This is a genomic window from Mesorhizobium sp. A556 (assembly GCF_054489545.1).
Genome location: NZ_JBTMXA010000002.1, coordinates 119,749 through 137,887 on the forward strand (window position 1 = coordinate 119,749; position 18,139 = coordinate 137,887).

Below are 18,139 nucleotides of genomic sequence, written 5' to 3' on the forward strand. Positions count from 1 at the left end.
TGAGGAGAGACGGTTGAGCGCAACTGAACTCAAGGATACCCCCCCAGTCGGGGCTTCCGACATGGCGCATATCGTCCTCACCTTCGACAACAACAAGCTTGCGAGCGCTCTGTACGGCCAGTTCGACGAGAATCTGGCCCGGCTCGAGCAGAAGTTGGGCGTCGATATCCGCTCGCGCGGCAACCAGTTGACGATCAAGGGTTCCGCGTCCGCCGCCGAACAGGCGCGCCGGGCCCTGGATAATCTCTACGGGATTTTGCAGAAGGGCGTCGATATCGGCCAGTCGGACGTGGACGGCGCCGTGCGCATGGCCATTGCCGCCGACGATCAACTGACCCTGCCGACACTGGAGCGCAAGGGCAAGATGGCCGCCGCCCAGATCACGACCCGCAAGAAGACCATCTACGCCCGCTCGCTCAACCAGGACGCCTATATGCGCGCGCTGGAACGCTCCGAACTGGTGTTCGGCGTCGGCCCGGCCGGCACCGGCAAGACCTATCTGGCGGTGGCGCATGCGGCGATGCTGCTGGAGCGCGGCATGGTCGAGCGCATCATCCTGTCGCGTCCAGCGGTGGAGGCCGGCGAGCGGCTTGGCTTCCTGCCCGGCGACATGAAGGAAAAGGTCGATCCCTATCTGCGCCCGCTTTACGACGCGCTTTATGACATGATGCCGGCCGACAAGGTCGAGCGCGCCATCGCCGCCGAAGTGATCGAAATCGCGCCGCTGGCTTTTATGCGCGGCCGCACATTGGCGCATGCCGCCGTCATTCTCGATGAGGCGCAGAACACCACGCCGATGCAGATGAAGATGTTCTTGACGCGCCTTGGCGAAAATTCGCGCATGATCGTGACCGGCGATCCGACGCAGATCGACCTGCCGCCGAACACCAAGTCCGGCCTGGTCGAGGCCTTGAGGGTGCTGGACGGCATTCCGGGCATGGTGACGGTGCGCTTCAACGACGGCGATGTCGTGCGTCATCCGCTGGTCGCCGAGATCGTCAAGGCCTATGATCGCGACGGCAAACTCGCCCGCGGCCTTGGCGGCGGGAACTGACACATGGCACTCGCTTGACACCCATTTCGACTGACGATCAACCGGTAGGAAAGCTGCCGGTCGAAATCGACCTTTTCGTGGAGGCCGGCGCATGGCCGGACGAAGCGGAATTGCTGCGCATGGTCGAACGCGCCGTTTCCGCAACGCTTGCCGAGATCGGCACAAAAGGCGCGTCGGAACTCAGCCTCGTCTTTTCCGACGATGCCCATGTCCAGGCGCTCAATGTCGGCTGGCGCGGCAAGGACAAGCCGACCAACGTCCTGTCCTTTCCGGCTTTTCCACCCTCGCGCGGCAGCCTGATGCCACCCATGCTGGGCGATATAGTTCTGGCTTGGGAAACGGTGGCGCGTGAAAGCGAACTGGAAAACAAGCCGCTGGCGCACCACATCACTCATCTCGTGGTTCATGGCCTGCTGCATCTGCTGGGTCATGATCACATAGTCGACATGGAAGCCGAGGAGATGGAGGCGCTGGAACGCGCGGCGCTTGCAAGGCTTGCCATTCCCGATCCCTACGCGTAACACCAAAACAGAAATTGACCGGACGACAATGAACGAAAAAGCAGAGATTGCCGCCCGCCCCGAGGCAGGCAATGGCATCAGGCCTTCCGAGAAATCGGAAGACGAATCCGGGCCTAGTACCACCGCGGCCGCAGGTGCGGCGGAGCATGCCCCTGCCGGTCCATCGCTTCTCCAGCGTGTCACAGGCCTGTTCAGGCCGCGCAACGGCCCGTCCTTGCGCGAAGAAATCGCCGATGCGCTGGCGGAAACGGCAACCGACGCAAGCGCCTTCTCGCCCGGCGAGCGCGCCATGCTCAACAACATCCTGCGGTTGCGCGAAGTGCGCGTCGAGGACGTCATGGTGCCGCGTGCCGACATCGAGGCGGTCGAGATCGATACGACGCTCGGCGAATTGCTGAGCCTGTTCGAGCAGTCCGGCCACTCGCGCATGCCGGTCTATTCCGAGACGCTGGACGATCCGCGCGGCATGGTTCACATCCGCGACGTTCTCGCCCATATCACCAAGATCGCGCGCGTCAAAAAGGGCAGGGCGACGAAGAAGGCGCCGGCGCCTACCGCCCTCGACCTGGCCAGGGTCGATCTCACCCGTTCGATCCACGAACTCACGCTCATCCGGCCGGTGCTGTTCGTGCCGCCGTCGATGCTCGCTTCCGACCTGATGGGCAGGATGCAGGCGGCGCGCACGCAGATGGCGCTCGTCATCGACGAATATGGCGGCACCGACGGCCTCGCTTCGCTGGAAGACATCGTCGAGATGGTCGTCGGCGATATCGAGGACGAACACGACGACGACGAGCCGATGATCACCCAGGCCGGCGACGGCGTGTTTATCGTCGACGGCAAGGCGGAGATCGACGACGTCACCAAGATGATCGGCGACGAGTTCGCGGCTGGCGAGCACGGCGAATCCGTCGATACGATCGGCGGCATGATCTTCAACACGCTGGGCCGCGTACCGGCGCGCGGCGAAGTGGTGCAGGCGATACCGGGCTTCGAGTTCCATGTCCTCGACGCCGACCCGCGCCGGGTAAAGCGCGTTCGCATCGTCCATAGCGGGAAGGCGGAACGCCGCCGCCGCGCCGCACGTACGGAACAGGCGTAAAACCCTTCCGACCAAGGCGGGGGATTTGCTGTTCGACCCGATAGAGCGCGCACAAGTGCCGCTGGTAGATTTAGGGCGACGCGCCATTTGGAGCGCAGGCCGCGGCCTGATAAATCTTCTGCCATGATTCGCATGACGTGGAAGCCCTGATGCACCGCCTTGCCGGTCGGATAATTCTGCTGTGGGGGTGGCGGCGCGCTCTGGCAGCGTTCCTTGCCGGAGCGCTGGCCGTGTTGGCGCAGGCGCCTTACGACTTCTTCGCCGTCGGTTTCGTTTCCTTCCCGATCCTTGTCTGGCTGCTGGACGGGGCCACCGGCGATGCCTCCGACGGCTGGCTCAAGCGCCTGCGCCCGGCGTTCGCGACCGGCTGGTGGTTCGGCTTCGGCTATTTCCTTGCCGGCCTGTGGTGGATCGGCGAAGCGCTGTTGGTCGAGGCCGACAGCTTCGCCTGGGCCTTGCCGTTTGCCGTCATCGGCATTCCCTTCGCACTCGCCTTTTTCTACGGTTTCGCAACCATGGTCGCGCGCCTGTTCTGGAGCAGCGACATCGGCCGCATAGCGGCGCTCGCCTTCGGGTTCGGTCTTGCCGAATGGCTGCGCGGTTTTCTGTTTACCGGCTTTCCGTGGAACGCCATCGGCTATGCGGCTATGCCGGTTCCCCTGCTGATGCAGAGCGTGTCGGTGGTCGGCATGAACGGCATGAGCGTGCTGGCGGTTTTCGTCTTCTCGTTGCCGGCCTTGCTGGCGGCGCGCCGGCATGTTCGATCAGGCGTCGCCCTTCTGGTTGTCCTGATCGGCGCGCATGTGGCCTTTGGTTATTTCCGGCTTACCAATCCGATGGATGCGGCGGTGAAAAGCCTCGATGTCCGTATTGTCCAGCCCAATGTCGATCTTGCGGAAAAATGGGACGCCTCGGTTCGGGACCGCATTTTTGCCGGCCTGATGGATCTGTCTGCCAAGGCGCCGGAGGATGGGCAGAATAAGCCACGGCTTATCCTTTGGCCGGAGACATCCGTGCCGTTTCTGTTTACGCAACGCCCCGATGCGTTGGCAGCCCTCGGAACCGTGCTGGGCGAAGGCCAGACGCTGGTTGCCGGCATTGTTCGAGAAGAGGGTGCGGCCGCATCGGAGGTCGACAACCGCTATTATAACTCGGTCGTGGCCATCAACGATCACGGCGAAATCGTCGATGCGGTGGACAAGGTGCATCTGGTTCCGTTTGGCGAATACCTGCCGTTTTCCGGGTTATTGCGTCGCCTGGGCATAGAGCAGCTTGTCGCTGGACCGATGAATTTCGAGGCCGGCACCGAACGGCACCCGATCAAACTGCCCGGTGGCATTAACGCTGTTCCGTTCATTTGCTACGAAGTCATTTTTCCCGATCTGGTGGCAGTTGACGTAGCGTCAGCCGACGTTATTGTGAACCTCACAAACGATGCCTGGTTTGGGGACACACCAGGCCCTTATCAACATTTCAGGCAAGCGCAGGTTCGTGCGGTAGAAAATGGCTTACCCCTGTTGCGAGCCGCCAATAACGGCATTTCTGCCGTGATCGACTCGCGCGGGCGCATCGTGGATGCGTTGGCGATCAACGTTCGCGGTGCGATCGACGTGAAGGTGCCGGTCGGCAGGCAGAGCGTGGTTTCGGCCGGCCAACGGCGTATTAACGGGTTTGCGCTAATGCTGCTGATGCTCATCGCGGCAGGCTTATTCAATGTAAGGCAAAAGCGACGTGTGAATTGACAGGATATATATATTAGAATTTCATAGTGTGCTCGCCTGACGCTTACGCATGGGCCGGAGTGACACGAGAAGCCGGCTGTTTCTTCGGGATAGAAAAGAATAATGCCGAGAAATTTCGGCGAGGAAAAGATGGCAGAAGAAAACAAGAAGCAGCCGAATCCTATCGATATTCACGTAGGCAGCCGCATCCGACTTCGCCGCAACATGCTCGGCATGAGCCAGGAAAAGCTCGGCGAAAGCCTCGGCATCACCTTTCAGCAGATCCAGAAATACGAGAAGGGAACCAACCGCGTTGGCGCCAGCCGGCTTCAGGCGATCGCTTCGATCATCGGCGTGCCGGTTTCCTTTTTCTTCGATGACGCGCCGGGTCAGGAGGCTGCCGGCAATCGCGGTTTCGCCGAGGATGCTTCAGCATCCTTCGCCGTTGAATTCTGCTCGACGCCCGAGGGGCTTCAACTCAATCGTGCCTTCTACAAGATCAGCGATAAAAAAGTGCGCAAGGGGATCGTCGACCTCGTCAAGGCGCTCGCCGCAGACGACGCGGACTGACCTGCCCCTGCCGGCAACTGGCGGCCAGTCGGTCGGTGTCGCCCTGCATGGGTTCCCTATTCCGCGGCCGGCAAGGTGTTTTTTCCGCTTTTGACGACGGAAAATGATTTTTCTTCCCACGACGCCGGGTTGCTTGCGGGTTACTTACGGTTTCGGGGCTGCCGGAATGGCCGTGGATGCACTTGACGAGCCGGGACAGGCACCGATAACAGGTGTCGCGCCTGTCGTTTGCGTCGCCTGTCTTCATCGTCCGATGCAAACCATTCAGGTCAATGTCTGAATCAGGAAACCACTGAAATCGGCAGTTTTGCAGATTGCTTTTCAAGAGGGGACACCCGTGCGCCGTCAAAACTATTTCTTTACCTCGGAATCCGTATCCGAAGGCCACCCCGACAAGGTATGTGACCGCATCTCGGACGAGATCGTCGACCTTGTCTACCGCGAGGCCAAAAAGTCGGGCATGAACCCCTGGGACGTGCGCGTCGCCTGCGAAACGCTGGCCACCACCAACCGGGTCGTCATTGCCGGTGAACTGCGCGTTCCCAATTCGCTGCTGAAGAAAGACAAGCAGGGGGGCATTCTGGTGGATGCCGAGGATTTTCCGGTCATCAACCCGGCGAAGTTCAAATCCGCCGCGCGCAAGGCCATCCGTGAGATTGGCTACGAGCAGGCTGGCTTCCACTGGAAGACGGTCAGGATCGACGTGCTGTTGCACGGCCAGTCGGCCGACATCGCGCAGGGCGTCGACAATGCGTCCGATCGGCAGGGAGAAGAGGGTGCCGGCGACCAGGGCATCATGTTCGGCTACGCCTGCCGCGAAACGCCGGATCTGATGCCGGCGCCGATCTATTACAGCCACAAGATCCTCGAACTGCTGGCCGCCGCGCGTCACGCAGGCGAGGGCGATGCCGGCAAGCTGGGTCCTGACGCCAAGAGCCAGGTGACCGTCCGCTACGAGAACGGCAAGGCTGCCGAAGCCACGCAGATCGTGCTTTCGACTCAGCATCTCGATGCAAGCTGGGACTCCAAGAAGGTTCGCAGCGTCGTGGAGCCCTATATTCGCGAGGCGCTTGGCGACCTGCCGATAGCCGCCGACTGCAACTGGTACATCAACCCGACCGGAAAGTTCGTCATCGGCGGTCCCGACGGCGATGCCGGCCTCACCGGCCGCAAGATCATCGTCGACACCTATGGCGGCGCGGCCCCCCATGGCGGCGGCGCTTTTTCCGGCAAGGACACCACCAAGGTAGACCGTTCGGCGGCCTACGCGGCGCGCTATCTTGCCAAGAACGTGGTCGCCGCGAAATTGGCCGAACGGTGCACGATCCAGCTTTCCTATGCCATCGGCATCGCCCAGCCACTGTCGGTCTATGTCGACCTGCACGGCACCGGCCATGTCGACGAAGGCAGGCTGGAAGCGGTGTTGCGTACGGTGATGGATTTGTCGCCGTCCGGCATCCGCCGCCATCTCGACCTCAATAAGCCCATTTACGCCAAGACGTCGTCCTATGGTCACTTTGGCCGCAAGGCGGGCCGCGACGGTTCTTTCTCCTGGGAAAAAACCGATCTCGTAAAGGCGCTCAAGGACGCCGTCGCAGCCTGATTGCGACCGCAGATGAGCGAACATGACAGACCGGTCCGTTCGACCGAAGCGTTCTTCGGCCGGCGGCGCGGCAAGACCATCCGCCCGCAGCAGGCGGAAGCGCTTGAACGCGGGTTTGCCGCCTACCGGCTCGACCTGACGTCGCCGCCGCCCGCAGACCTGCGTACGCTGTTTGAAGCCGAGGTCTCGACTGTCCGCCTCGAAATCGGCTTTGGCGGCGGCGAACACCTGCTGCATGAGGCGGGCAGCGACCTGTCCAGCGGCTTCATCGGCGTCGAGCCGTTCGTCAACGGCATGGCCAAGATGATGATGGCTATCCGCAAGCAACCGCTTACCAATCTGCGCGTCCATGACGACGATGCCACGCAATTGCTGGACTGGCTGCCGCAGGCTTCGCTGGACAGCATCGACCTGCTTTACCCGGACCCCTGGACCAAGAAGAAGCACTGGAAGAGGCGGTTCGTCGCGCCTGTCAATCTCGGCCGTTTCGCGCGGGTCCTGAAACCGGGAGGCCGTTTCCGGTTTGCTTCCGACATCGACAGCTACGTGAACTGGACGCTGCTGCATTGCCGGGCGCATGGCGCTTTCGAGTGGCAGGCGGCTGCCTGCGAGGATTGGCACGAGCCTTATCCCGGCTGGCCCGGAACGCGCTATGAGGCGAAGGCGCTGCGCGAGGGCCGCCGGCCTGCCTATCTGACGTTCCGGCGCCTGTGACCATGCCTGCGGGCATTGCGACAACATTGTATTGACAAGGCCCGTGCGTAAAAGTTTGTATGTCTATCCGTCCTGTCAGGGTGCCGCCGCGCACAAGCCGATCCTTTGGCCAGCCCTTTGAACGAACAAGTTGAAAAACGGGGAACATCATGAAGAAACTGACTTTTGCTCTGTCTGCGGCCTTCATTCTCGCCAGTGCCAGCGCCTGGGCGGCCGACTACAAGATCATGGCGCCGGCGGCGCCCGGCGGCGGCTGGGACCAGACCGCACGGGCGATGCAGACGGCGCTGCAGGATGAAAAGATTTCCTCCAACGTACAGGTCAACAATATTCCCGGCGCTGGCGGCACCATCGGCCTGGCGCAGTTCGTCAATAATGGAACCGGCGATCCTTCGCAGCTTATCGTCGGCGGCTATGTCATGGTCGGCGCGATCCTGACCAACAAATCGCCGGTTACCCTCGCCCAGGTTACGCCGATCGCCCGCCTGACGGGCGAATATGAGGTGCTTGTCGTTCCGACCGCATCGGACATCAAGGACATGGCCGGTCTGGTCGAAAAACTGAAGGCCGATCCGGGCGCGGTGTCCTGGGCCGGTGGCTCTGCCGGCGGCGTCGATCACATCACGGCCGGCCTGATCGCCAAGGCTACCTCCGTCGATCCCACCAAGGTCAATTACATCGCGTTTTCGGGCGGCGGCGAAGCGCTCGCAGCCATTCTGGGCGGGCAGGTGACCGTCGGCATTTCCGGCTATGGCGAGTTCGAATCGCAGATCAAGGCCGGGCAGCTTCGCCTCATCGGCATTTCCAGCGACGAGAAAATCGAAGGTATCGACGCTCCCACCTTCAAGGAAGGCGGTGTCGACGTTTCCATCCAGAACTGGCGCATGGTGGCCGCTGCTCCCGGCATCACGGACGAGCAGAAGGCGGCTATCGGCGCGGACATCGAAAAAATGGTGCACTCCGCTACCTGGCAGAAGATCCTGGCTGACAAGGGCTGGGCCGACACCTACCTCGCGGGCGATGCTTTCGCCAAGCAGCTCAAGGCCGATACGGATTCGACCGAGGCCATCCTGAAGGACATCGGCCTCGTAAAATGAGCCAGACGCCCAGCGAAGAACCCACGCCGGCGAAGGCGGGCACCCCGGACAAGGCGGTGCTTGTCATCGCGGCCGGGCTGGCGTTGCTCGCCGTCGTCATCGTCTGGAGCACGGCGTTGATGGGGACGGGCGGGGCTTATTCCCGCGTCGGCCCCACGACATTCCCCTATGTCATCGCCGCGGTGCTGTTCGTGCTGGCGATCTGCACGGTGGTGTCGGGGATGCGCGGCAGCTTTCCCGCGCGTGAACCGGAGGCGATTGCACCGGTTCTGATGATTGTCGGCGGTCTCGTCGGCCAGATGCTGCTGCTCAAGGCGGCGGGATTTTCGATTGCCACCGGCATCCTCTTCGCGGCAACGGCGCGCGCCTTCGGTCGCGGGCCGTTGTGGATGACGTTTCCCATCGGCATCGTCCTGTCTTTCGTCGTCTGGTTCATCTTTGCCAAGGGCCTGCAATTGACGCTGCCGGCCGGACCGCTCGAAACATTTATCACCTCCTGAAACGGGCTTGGTAACGCGGCATGGATACCTTTACTCTTCTCGCGCACGGGTTTCTGGTCGCTCTTGAGCCGATGAACCTGTTCTATGCCCTGGTCGGCGTCACGCTGGGCACGGCGGTCGGCGTGCTTCCCGGCATCGGGCCGGCGCTGACGGTGGCGCTGTTGCTGCCCGTTACCTACAAGCTCGATCCGGCAGGCTCGCTGATCATGTTCGCCGGCATCTACTATGGCGGCATGTATGGCGGTTCCACGACGTCGATCCTGTTGAATACGCCGGGCGAAAGCGCGTCGATCGTCACCGCGCTGGAGGGCAATAAAATGGCCCGAAAGGGCAGGGGCGGCCCGGCTCTGGCAACGGCCGCCATCGGCTCCTTCGTTGCCGGCCTCATCGCCACGCTCGGCCTTGCGCTGATCGCGCCGACCATCGTCAAGATGGCGCTGTCCTTCGGGCCGGCGGAATATTTCGCGCTGATGATCCTGGCCTTCATGACGGTATCGGCGGCGTTCGGCGATTCGGCATTGCGCGGCCTGACGGCGCTGTTTCTCGGTCTCACGCTGGGCTTGATCGGCATCGATCTTCAGACCGGACAGGCGCGGCTGGCGTTCGGCGTGCCCGATTTGCTCGACGGCATCGAGGTGACGACGCTTGCGGTTGCGATGTTCGCCATCGGCGAGACGCTGAGCGTTGCCGCCTCAAAGTCCGGCGACGACGACAAGGTCGAATCCGTCAAGGGTTCCGTGTGGATGAGCCGCGAGGACTGGTCGCGGTCGTGGAAGCCATGGCTTCGCGGAACGGCGATCGGGTTCCCGATCGGCGCCATGCCGGCCGGCGGCGCCGAGATCGGCACGTTCCTTTCCTATTCGACGGAAAAGGCATTGGCCAAAAAGCCGGAGGAATTCGGCCATGGCGCCATCGAGGGCGTTGCCGGACCTGAAGCCGCCAACAATGCCTCGGCGGCTGGAACGCTGGTGCCGCTTTTGACGCTGGGCCTGCCGACGACGGCGACCGCCGCGATCATGCTGGCCGGCTTCCAGCAATTCGGGCTACAGCCCGGACCGCTGCTGTTCACCAATAACTCCCAGCTTGTCTGGGGTCTGATCGCCAGCCTTCTGGTCGCGAATTTCATGCTTTTGGTGCTGAACCTGCCGCTGATCGGCCTGTGGGTGAAGCTTCTCACCATTCCCAAGCGCTGGCTTTATGCGGGCATTCTGGTTTTTGCCACGCTTGGCACCATCGGCGCCAATCCGTCGGTGTTCGAACTCGGCATCCTGCTGGCCTGCGGCCTGCTCGGCTATGGCCTGCGCCGGTTCGGTTACCCCATCGCCCCGGTGGTGATCGGGCTCATCCTCGGGCCGATGGCGGAGCAGCAATTGCGCCGCGCGATGGCCATCAGCCAGGGCGACGTGACCGTCCTATTCCATTCGTGGATTGCGATCGGCCTGTGGACGCTGGCGATTGCCGCCGTGGTCGTGCCGATGATCATGCGGGCGCGAGGCAAGGGCCAGGTGCTGGCCCAACTGGCAGGCGACGAAGACTGAGCTTCGTGTCTGCCATGCATGCCGGCGCTTAAAGCATCGGACCGAAAATTGGTCCCGGTTTTCGGATTATTCCGATGCTCCATCAAAGTGTTAGAGCGTCCTTTGTGCGTCCGATCGGACGCACGGCGCTCAAAAGTGCCGGATCTTGTTGAACTGGCGCGGGTCGATGCCGAGCACATGCAGGTCGCGGTCGAACGGCCGGCGGCCTCCTTCGACGGCGGCGGCAACGATGATTGCGCTGCCTAACAATTCGACCAGGCGACCGACCGACGAATTCTTCATCCTACTGATCATGGGTATACCCCTTTGTCTCAATTCTCGCGCTAATTGTGCGCTGCAACATATATGGGCGTTCCTTTGGCCGATACGAGGGGCCTTCGTGCATGGAAGCCATGCCTTTCCGGTATGGGTCGCCCTTGGGGCAAGGCGGGGCTTGAAATTTCCGGAAAGGCGGTCTATCTTCCAGTCAAATTCTTGGTCGGCATGACGAAGAGTGGGTCCAACCGGTCCCGCTCTTTTTTGTTACCTGGAGTGCGGAATCGAAAAGCCGATAGTGGCATCCGGTCATGCGTGACCGAAAAAGGAACTAGATGACAGTGACGGCAGGCGACGACATCGGCGACGACCGCATCGTCCGCGAAAGCGGCATCGAAGCGCGGGTTGCGGCGATCATCCAGCCGGTGCTGCGCGCCATCGGCTTTCGCCTCGTGCGGGTGCAGCTTTCGGCCCAGAACGGCGGGACGCTGCAGGTCATGGCCGAACGCGAAGACGGCACCATGACGGTCGAGGATTGCGAAGAGGTCAGCCGCGCGGTGTCGCCGGCGCTCGACGTCGACGACCCGATCGAGAAGGCCTATCACCTCGAAATATCGTCGCCGGGCATCGACCGCCCGCTGGTGCGCAAGTCGGATTTTTCGACTTGGACCGGCCATCTGGTGAAGATGGAGACTTCGGTCCTCGTCACCAGCAGGAAGCGCTTCAAGGGCAAGATCGAGCAGGCCGATGCCGAAAGCGTCGTTATCCGCAACGAAAAGCCGGCCGATGGCGAAGATCCGATGGTGCGCGTTCCCTACGACGCGATCGCCGAGGCGCGGCTGATCCTGACCGACGACCTCATCCGTGACGCCTTGTCGCAAGACAACCGGGCGCGCAAGGAAGCGAAGAAACGCCGCGGCGAGCCGGACGATTCGCCCAATGACGCGGCGCTTGATGACATGACGCCCGATAACGTGGCCCCCGATAACGTGGCTCGCGACGAAAACGAACTTTGAACCGTGATTGAGCAGCCGGGCGCCAAGGCCCGGTAACAGGCTCGGGAGAAAAAAATGGTTGTAAGCGCCAACAGGCTTGAACTGCTGCAGATCGCCGATGCGGTCGCGCGTGAAAAGTCGATCGACAAGCAGATCGTCCTCGATGCGATGGCCGACGCCATCCAGAAGGCGGCGCGCTCGCGTTACGGCCAGGAGACGAACATCCGCGCCGACATCAACCCGAATACCGGCGAGATGAAGTTGCAGCGCCTGATGGAAGTGGTCGAGAAGGTGGACGACTACGCCACCCAGATCGCGCTTTCCACCGCCCGCGAGCGCAACCCCGACGCCCAGCTTGGCGACTTCATTGCCGAGCAGTTGCCGCCGATGGATTTCGGCCGCATCGCCGCCCAGTCCGCCAAGCAGGTTATCGTCCAGAAAGTGCGCGAGGCCGAACGCGACCGCCAGTATGACGAATACAAGGACCGCATCGGCGAGATCATCAACGGCACCGTCAAGCGCGTCGAATACGGCAACGTCATTGTCGATCTGGGCCGGGGCGAGGCGATCATCCGCCGCGACGAACTCATTCCCCGCGAAAACTACAAATATGGCGACCGGGTTCGCGCCTATGTCTACGACGTGCGCCGCGAGCAGCGCGGTCCGCAGATATTCCTGAGCCGCACGCATCCGCAGTTCATGGCCAAGCTCTTCACCATGGAAGTGCCGGAAATCTACGACGGCATCATCGAGATCAAGTCGGTCGCCCGCGATCCGGGCTCGCGCGCCAAGATCGCCGTGATTTCCCGCGATTCGTCCATCGATCCGGTCGGCGCCTGCGTCGGTATGCGCGGCTCGCGCGTGCAGGCCGTGGTTGGCGAACTGCAGGGTGAAAAGATCGACATCATTCCGTGGTCGCCTTCGGCCGCTTCCTTCATCGTCAACGCGCTGCAGCCGGCGGAAGTCGCCAAGGTGGTGCTGGACGAGGATGCCGAGCGCATCGAAGTCGTGGTGCCGGACGACCAGCTTTCGCTGGCCATCGGCCGCCGTGGCCAGAACGTGCGTCTTGCCTCGCAATTGACCGGCTGGGATATCGATATCCTGACCGAGCAGGAAGAAAGCGAACGCCGCCAGAAGGAATTCGTCGAGCGCTCCGCCCTGTTCATGGATGCGCTGGACGTGGACGAGATGGTCGGCCAGGTGCTGGCTTCCGAAGGCTTCACCAGCGTCGAGGAAGTCGCCTATGTGGAGGCGGAAGAGATCGCCACCATCGACGGTTTCGACGAGGACACGGCTTCCGAAATCCAGCAGCGTGCGCGCGAATATCTGGAGAAGATCGAAACCGAGCACGATGAAAAGCGCAAGGCGCTGGGCGTGGCCGACGAGCTTCGCGAGATTCCGGGCGTGACCACCGCCATGATGGTGACGCTTGGCGAGGATGGCGTGAAGACCATCGAGGATTTCGCCGGCTACGCCGCCGACGACCTGACCGGCTGGAAGGAACGCAAGGACGGCGAAACCAAGGTGTTTCCGGGTGTGCTCGCCAACCATGGCGTGTCGCGCGCGGACGCCGAGCAGATGGTTCTGGCCGCCCGCCTGAAGGCGGGCTGGATCACCGAGGACGAGCTTGTGGTGGATGAGGAAGCCGCCGACGAAGCCGTCGGTGCGTGAGGTGAAACCGCATCGCACACAACCCGCTTTCCGCAGAAATGAACGATCGCACCTGCATCGTTACCCGCAAGCAGGCCGAACCGGATGATCTGATCCGCTTCGTCGTCGGCCCGGATTCGGTCGTCGTCCCGGATATCAAGAGAAGTCTGCCCGGCCGTGGTTGCTGGGTGACCGCCGACCGCCTACATATGGACAAGGCGGCGGCGAAGAACTTGTTCGCGCGCGCTTTCAAGGCGCAGGTGACCGTGCCTGCCGAACTAGGCCTCATGGTCGACGGGTTGCTCGCCAAATCCGCGCTGGGCATGCTTGGCATGGCGCGCAAGGCGGGTGCCATCGGGCTTGGCGCGACCAAGGTTGAAAGTGCGGTGCGCTCCGGCCTGGCGCTTTTCGTGCTGCATGCCACGGAAGCTTCGGAAGACGGCGTGCGCAAGATCAGCCAGGCACGGCGGGCGACAGTGCATCTGGGCGGACCTTCCGTCCTTGCCTACAAACTTTTCTCCGAGGCCGATTTGAGTTTGGCATTGGGGGGCACAAATGTGATACATGCTGCCGTTCTCGCGGGCGACGCGGGCAAGGCGGTCCTGAAGCGCATGGTTGCGCTCGACCGATACAGGGGCGGAACCCCGGATGATCTGGCAATGCTTGCGGCCGTTGCTGACGAAGATGGCGCCGCAGAGGATATGGAATGAGCGATACCAAATCGGGCGACGACAAGACACTGAGCGTCAAGAAGACCTTGACCCTGAAGCGTCCGGGCGTGGAGCAGGGCGTCGTGCGCCAGAGCTTTTCGCATGGCCGCACCAAGCAGGTCGTGGTTGAGACCAAGAAGCGCAAGTTCTCGATGCCCGGCGATAAGCCGGAACCGGTGGCCGCGCCCGCTTCCGTCTTCGCGCCGAAGCCACAGGCTCCCGTTGCCGCTCCCGTCGTTGTGGAAGCGCCCAAGGTCGTGACGCCTCCCCCCCCGCCGGTCGACCGTGGCGGCGTGGTGCTGAACGAACTGTCGCGCAGCGAAATGGAAGCGCGCCGCCGCGCTCTTGAAGGCTCGCAAGCCCGCGACATCGAGGATCGCCAGCGCGCCATCGAGGACGGCAAGCGCCGTGCCGAGGAAGACGAGCGCCGCAAGCGCGAGCGCGACGAATCCGCTCGCCGTCAGGCCGAAGAAGAGTCTCGCCTGCAGGCCGAGGCCGAATCGCGCCGTCGCGCCGAGGAAGAAGCCCGCCGCCGCGCGCCGCAGGCTGCCGACATGGTTGCGGCCGACGACGAAGAGGTCAAGCCGAAACGCGTCGGCGCCGTAGCCGGCGCGCCGGTTCGCCGCCTGGTCACGCCCGAAGTGGCGCGCCCGGCCAAGCCGACCAAGAGCGAGGAAGATCGCCGCCGTGGCAAGCTGACCCTCAACACGGCGCTTGCCGGTGAAGAGGCGCGTGCGCGTTCGCTTTCGTCGATGCGCCGGCGCCAGGAGAAATTCAAGCGCGCGATGCATAATGAGCCGCGCGAGAAGGTAATGCGCGAAGTGATCTTGCCCGAAACCATCACCATCCAGGAGTTGGCGCAGCGCATGTCCGAGCGCTCCGTCGACGTGGTCAAGTACTTCATGAAACAGGGCCAGATCCTGAAGCCGGGCGACGTCATCGACGCCGACACGGCCGAACTGGTCGCCACCGAATTCGGCCACACCGTCCGTCGCGTTGCCGAGTCCGACATCGAGGAAGGCCTGTTCAACATCGCCGATAACGAGGAAGACCTGGTCAGCCGCCCGCCGGTGGTGACGATCATGGGTCACGTCGACCACGGCAAGACGTCGCTGCTCGACGCCATCCGCAACGCGCATGTGCAGACGACCGAAGCCGGTGGCATCACCCAGCATATCGGGGCCTATCAGGTCGAGAAGAACGGCCAGAAGATCACCTTCATCGACACGCCCGGCCACGCCGCCTTTACGGCGATGCGTGCGCGTGGCGCGCAGGCCACCGACATCGCCATTCTGGTGGTGGCGGCCGACGATAGCGTCATGCCGCAGACGATTGAGTCGATCAGCCATGCCAAGGCCGCCGGCGTGCCGATCATCGTGGCGATCAACAAGATCGACAAGCACGATGCCGATGCGCAGAAGGTCCGCTCGGAACTGCTGCGCCACGAGGTGTTCGTGGAATCGATGGGCGGCGAAGTGCTGGATGTCGAAGTGTCGGCCAAGAACGGCACCAACATCGACAAACTGCTCGAAGCGATCCTGCTGCAGTCCGAAATCCTCGACCTCAAGGCCAATCCGGACCGCACCGCCGAAGGCGTGGTCATCGAGGCGCAGCTCGACAAGGGGCGCGGTCCCGTCGCCACGGTGCTGGTGCAGACCGGTACGCTGATGCCCGGCGATATTCTCGTCGCCGGCAACGAATGGGGCAGGGTGCGCGCGCTGGTTACCGACCGTGGCGCGCAGATCAAGGAAGCCCTGCCTTCCATGCCGGTCGAGGTGCTTGGCCTGCAGGGCACGCCGCTGGCCGGCGATCGCTTCGCCGTGGTCAACAACGAGGCCCGTGCCCGCGAAATCACCGAGTACCGCCAGCGTCTGGCGCACGACAAGGCGGTTGCCCGCAATGCCGGCCAGCGTGGTTCGCTCGAGCAGATGATGTCGCAGTTGCAGAACACCGGGTACAAGGAGTTCCCGCTGCTCATCAAGGGCGACGTGCAGGGCTCGATCGAAGCCATCGTTGCGGCGCTCGACAAATTGGGCACCGACGAAGTGCGGGCGCGTATCGTCCATGCGGGCGCCGGCGGCATCACCGAAAGCGACGTTTCGCTGGCCGAGACGTCCGGTGCTGCCATGATCGGCTTCAACGTGCGCGCCAATCCGCAGGCACGCGTCGCCGCAGTGGCTGCCGGCATCGAAATTCGCTACTACAACGTCATCTACGACCTCGTGGATGATGTGAAGGCAGCGATGTCGGGCCTGCTGTCGCCGGAGCGTCGCGAGACCTTCATCGGCAATGCCGAAATTCTCGAAATCTTCGACATCACCAAGGTCGGCAAGATCGCCGGCTGCCGTGTCACCGAAGGCAAGGTCGAACGTGGTGCGGGCGTACGCCTCATCCGCGACGACGTCGTGATCCACGAAGGCACGCTCAAGACGCTCAAGCGCTTCAAGGACGAAGTGGCCGAAGTGCCGGGCGGCCAGGAATGCGGCATGGCCTTCCAGAACTACGAGGACATGCGTGCCGGCGACGTCATCGAGTGCTTCCGTGTCGAGATGGTGACGCGGACGCTTTAAGGGCTCCGCACGCAACGACCATGAGGGAGGGCGGCAAGTGCCGCCTTCCCACCATTTTGAGCACCTGTCGCGGTCCCATCCCGCCACGCGTGTCTCCAGGACCAGAGAAAAATGCTCCATTCCGCAAAAGGCCCATCCCAGCGCATGCTTCGCGTCGGCGAACAGGTGCGTCATGCCCTGTCCGAGATGCTGCAGCGCGGCGACATTCTCGATCCGCTGATCGAAACGACGGTCATCTCCGTATCCGAGGTGCGCATGTCGCCCGATTTGAAGATTGCCACCGCCTTTGTTTCGCCGCTTGGCGCCAAAGACGCCGATGCGGTCATCGAGGCGCTCAACAAGCATGCGAAATTCGTGCGCGGGCGGGTTTCGTCGGCGCTCAGGCAGATGAAATACATGCCGGAGTTCCGCTTTCGGCTGGATACGAGTTTCGACAATTTCCAGAAGATCAACCAGCTTTTGCATTCGCCTGAAGTGGCGCGCGATCTCGACCGCGATGAAGACGACAAGGATGAGAAATAGTGGCGCGTCGCGGCAAGAAGAAGGGCCGGCCGATTTCCGGCTGGGTGGTGCTGGACAAGCCCGTCGGCATGGGTTCGACGGACGCCGTCTCCAAGGTGAAGTGGCTGTTCCAGGCTGAAAAGGCGGGCCATGCCGGCACGCTGGACCCGCTGGCGTCCGGCATGCTGCCGATTGCGCTGGGAGACGCAACCAAGACGGTGCCTTATGTGCAGGACGGCGCCAAGATTTACCGCTTTACCGTGGCATGGGGGCAGGAACACTCCACCGACGATCTGGAAGGGCCGGTGACGAAGAGTTCGGATACGCGCCCATCGGAAGCGGAAGTGGCGGCGCTTTTGCCAAAATACACCGGCGTCATCATGCAGATACCGCCGCAGTTTTCGGCAATCAAGATTGCCGGCGAGCGCGCTTACGATCTGGCCCGCAGCGGGGCTGCAGTGGAGATTCCGGCGCGCGAAGTTGAAATCGGCCGTCTCGAAATCATCGAGCACGGTGCCGACAGCACGATTTTTGAGACGGAGTGCGGCAAGGGCACCTATGTGCGTTCCCTGGCTCGCGACATGGGCCGCGACCTCGGTTGTTTCGGCCACATCGCCGATCTGCGCCGCATGGAGGTCGACCCTTTCACGGCGGACGATTTCGTCACGATTGCCCAGTTGGAGGCTGCCCGCTTCGGCGACCAGCCCAAGGACGTGCCGCTGGCTGAGGCGACGGGTGAAGACGTGGCCGAAGTGGAGCCTGCTCGTCTGCCGGATCGTTTCGACGACATCGACGCGCTTCTGGTCGACACGGTTGCAGCCCTCGATTGCCTGCCGCAGGTGGCCGTCAGCGACGATGCCGCGACCAAGATCAGGCTGGGCAATCCGGTCGTCATCCGCGGCCGCGATGCACCCGTCGAGGCCGAGGAGGCTTGCGCCACGGTGCGCGGCCGGCTGGTCGCCATCGGCGCGATCGAGCAGGGCATGTTCAAGCCCAAGCGCGTCTTCGGCGGCTGAAACCCCGACGCGTCTCTTGACA

At 62.7% G+C, this 18,139-nt stretch carries 17 protein-coding genes; 16 read left to right on the plus strand and 1 reads right to left on the minus strand.

Features of this window, described 5'->3' with window-relative positions; genetic code table 11:
* The first annotated feature begins 61 nt into the window (after positions 1-61).
* From ACX3P0_RS05145 to ACX3P0_RS05190, 10 genes are all read left to right on the plus strand, one after another.
* The gene (locus ACX3P0_RS05145) at positions 62-1,054 is read left to right on the plus strand and encodes a PhoH family protein (RefSeq protein WP_459080654.1); all 993 of its coding nucleotides are present in this window, start codon (positions 62-64) and stop codon (positions 1,052-1,054) included.
* Positions 1,055-1,077: 23 nt separating this feature from the next.
* Complete coding sequence (gene ybeY / locus ACX3P0_RS05150) at positions 1,078-1,575, plus strand: rRNA maturation RNase YbeY (RefSeq protein ID WP_459080653.1); 498 nt, start codon at positions 1,078-1,080, stop codon at positions 1,573-1,575.
* Between the two features lie 28 nt (positions 1,576-1,603).
* The gene (locus ACX3P0_RS05155) at positions 1,604-2,677 is read left to right on the plus strand and encodes a hemolysin family protein (RefSeq protein ID WP_459087031.1); all 1,074 of its coding nucleotides are present in this window, start codon (positions 1,604-1,606) and stop codon (positions 2,675-2,677) included.
* A gap of 149 nt (positions 2,678-2,826) precedes the next feature.
* Positions 2,827-4,419 carry an apolipoprotein N-acyltransferase gene (gene lnt, locus ACX3P0_RS05160; RefSeq protein ID WP_459087033.1) on the plus strand — a complete coding sequence of 531 codons (1,593 nt, stop codon included), beginning with the start codon at positions 2,827-2,829 and terminating at the stop codon, positions 4,417-4,419.
* Positions 4,420-4,548: 129 nt separating this feature from the next.
* Positions 4,549-4,968: a helix-turn-helix domain-containing protein gene (locus ACX3P0_RS05165; protein ID WP_459080652.1), complete on the plus strand. Its 420-nt coding sequence runs from the start codon at positions 4,549-4,551 to the stop codon at positions 4,966-4,968.
* 337 nt (positions 4,969-5,305) lie between these two features.
* Positions 5,306-6,571, plus strand: coding sequence for a methionine adenosyltransferase (gene metK, locus ACX3P0_RS05170; protein ID WP_459087034.1), 1,266 nt, complete (start codon positions 5,306-5,308; stop codon positions 6,569-6,571).
* Between the two features lie 12 nt (positions 6,572-6,583).
* Complete coding sequence (trmB, locus tag ACX3P0_RS05175) at positions 6,584-7,285, plus strand: tRNA (guanine(46)-N(7))-methyltransferase TrmB (RefSeq protein ID WP_459087036.1); 702 nt, start codon at positions 6,584-6,586, stop codon at positions 7,283-7,285.
* A 149-nt stretch (positions 7,286-7,434) separates the two neighbouring features.
* The gene (locus ACX3P0_RS05180; RefSeq protein ID WP_459080631.1) at positions 7,435-8,382 is read left to right on the plus strand and encodes a Bug family tripartite tricarboxylate transporter substrate binding protein; all 948 of its coding nucleotides are present in this window, start codon (positions 7,435-7,437) and stop codon (positions 8,380-8,382) included.
* Positions 8,379-8,882 (plus strand): tripartite tricarboxylate transporter TctB family protein, encoded by a 504-nt coding sequence (locus ACX3P0_RS05185; RefSeq protein WP_459080630.1) that lies wholly within the window; start codon positions 8,379-8,381, stop codon positions 8,880-8,882. The genes ACX3P0_RS05180 and ACX3P0_RS05185 overlap by 4 nt, the downstream gene beginning before the upstream one ends.
* 20 nt (positions 8,883-8,902) lie before the next feature.
* Positions 8,903-10,420 (plus strand): tripartite tricarboxylate transporter permease, encoded by a 1,518-nt coding sequence (locus tag ACX3P0_RS05190; RefSeq protein WP_459087038.1) that lies wholly within the window; start codon positions 8,903-8,905, stop codon positions 10,418-10,420.
* A 129-nt stretch (positions 10,421-10,549) separates the two neighbouring features.
* Here ACX3P0_RS05190 and ACX3P0_RS05195 read toward each other — a convergent pair whose 3' ends face one another.
* Positions 10,550-10,714, minus strand: coding sequence for a hypothetical protein (locus ACX3P0_RS05195; RefSeq protein WP_459087039.1), 165 nt, complete (start codon positions 10,712-10,714; stop codon positions 10,550-10,552).
* A 296-nt stretch (positions 10,715-11,010) separates the two neighbouring features.
* Here ACX3P0_RS05195 and rimP point away from each other — a divergent pair, with 296 nt between their 5' ends.
* From rimP to truB, 6 genes are all read left to right on the plus strand, one after another.
* Positions 11,011-11,691: a ribosome maturation factor RimP gene (gene rimP, locus ACX3P0_RS05200; RefSeq protein WP_459087041.1), complete on the plus strand. Its 681-nt coding sequence runs from the start codon at positions 11,011-11,013 to the stop codon at positions 11,689-11,691.
* 54 nt (positions 11,692-11,745) lie between these two features.
* Positions 11,746-13,341, plus strand: coding sequence for a transcription termination factor NusA (gene nusA, locus ACX3P0_RS05205; RefSeq protein WP_459080627.1), 1,596 nt, complete (start codon positions 11,746-11,748; stop codon positions 13,339-13,341).
* Positions 13,342-13,379: 38 nt separating this feature from the next.
* Entirely contained in the window at positions 13,380-14,030 is a 651-nt protein-coding gene (locus tag ACX3P0_RS05210; RefSeq protein ID WP_459087043.1) for an RNA-binding protein, read from the plus strand.
* Positions 14,027-16,600, plus strand: coding sequence for a translation initiation factor IF-2 (gene infB, locus ACX3P0_RS05215; protein WP_459080625.1), 2,574 nt, complete (start codon positions 14,027-14,029; stop codon positions 16,598-16,600). Before ACX3P0_RS05210 ends, infB begins: the two co-directional genes overlap by 4 nt.
* A 111-nt stretch (positions 16,601-16,711) precedes the next feature.
* Positions 16,712-17,122 (plus strand): 30S ribosome-binding factor RbfA, encoded by a 411-nt coding sequence (rbfA, locus tag ACX3P0_RS05220; protein ID WP_459080624.1) that lies wholly within the window; start codon positions 16,712-16,714, stop codon positions 17,120-17,122.
* Positions 17,122-18,117: a tRNA pseudouridine(55) synthase TruB gene (truB, locus tag ACX3P0_RS05225; RefSeq protein WP_459087045.1), complete on the plus strand. Its 996-nt coding sequence runs from the start codon at positions 17,122-17,124 to the stop codon at positions 18,115-18,117. The genes rbfA and truB overlap by 1 nt, the downstream gene beginning before the upstream one ends.
* Positions 18,118-18,139 lie beyond the last annotated feature (22 nt).

What these genes read in the sequence shown, in the direction of transcription:
- ACX3P0_RS05180 (WP_459080631.1), top strand. Translation starts at nt 7,435, where the DNA reads ATGAAGAAACTGACTTTTGCTCTGTCTGCGGCCTTCATTCTCGCCAGT.
- ACX3P0_RS05190 (WP_459087038.1), top strand. Translation starts at nt 8,903, where the DNA reads ATGGATACCTTTACTCTTCTCGCGCACGGGTTTCTGGTCGCTCTTGAG.
- ACX3P0_RS05185 (WP_459080630.1), top strand. Translation starts at nt 8,379, where the DNA reads ATGAGCCAGACGCCCAGCGAAGAACCCACGCCGGCGAAGGCGGGCACC.
- rimP (WP_459087041.1), top strand. Translation starts at nt 11,011, where the DNA reads ATGACAGTGACGGCAGGCGACGACATCGGCGACGACCGCATCGTCCGC.
- ACX3P0_RS05210 (WP_459087043.1), top strand. Translation starts at nt 13,380, where the DNA reads ATGAACGATCGCACCTGCATCGTTACCCGCAAGCAGGCCGAACCGGAT.
- lnt (WP_459087033.1), top strand. Translation starts at nt 2,827, where the DNA reads ATGCACCGCCTTGCCGGTCGGATAATTCTGCTGTGGGGGTGGCGGCGC.
- ACX3P0_RS05195 (WP_459087039.1), bottom strand. Translation starts at nt 10,714, where the DNA reads ATGATCAGTAGGATGAAGAATTCGTCGGTCGGTCGCCTGGTCGAATTG.
- trmB (WP_459087036.1), top strand. Translation starts at nt 6,584, where the DNA reads ATGAGCGAACATGACAGACCGGTCCGTTCGACCGAAGCGTTCTTCGGC.
- nusA (WP_459080627.1), top strand. Translation starts at nt 11,746, where the DNA reads ATGGTTGTAAGCGCCAACAGGCTTGAACTGCTGCAGATCGCCGATGCG.
- rbfA (WP_459080624.1), top strand. Translation starts at nt 16,712, where the DNA reads ATGCTCCATTCCGCAAAAGGCCCATCCCAGCGCATGCTTCGCGTCGGC.
- ACX3P0_RS05155 (WP_459087031.1), top strand. Translation starts at nt 1,604, where the DNA reads ATGAACGAAAAAGCAGAGATTGCCGCCCGCCCCGAGGCAGGCAATGGC.
- infB (WP_459080625.1), top strand. Translation starts at nt 14,027, where the DNA reads ATGAGCGATACCAAATCGGGCGACGACAAGACACTGAGCGTCAAGAAG.
- ACX3P0_RS05145 (WP_459080654.1), top strand. Translation starts at nt 62, where the DNA reads ATGGCGCATATCGTCCTCACCTTCGACAACAACAAGCTTGCGAGCGCT.
- ACX3P0_RS05165 (WP_459080652.1), top strand. Translation starts at nt 4,549, where the DNA reads ATGGCAGAAGAAAACAAGAAGCAGCCGAATCCTATCGATATTCACGTA.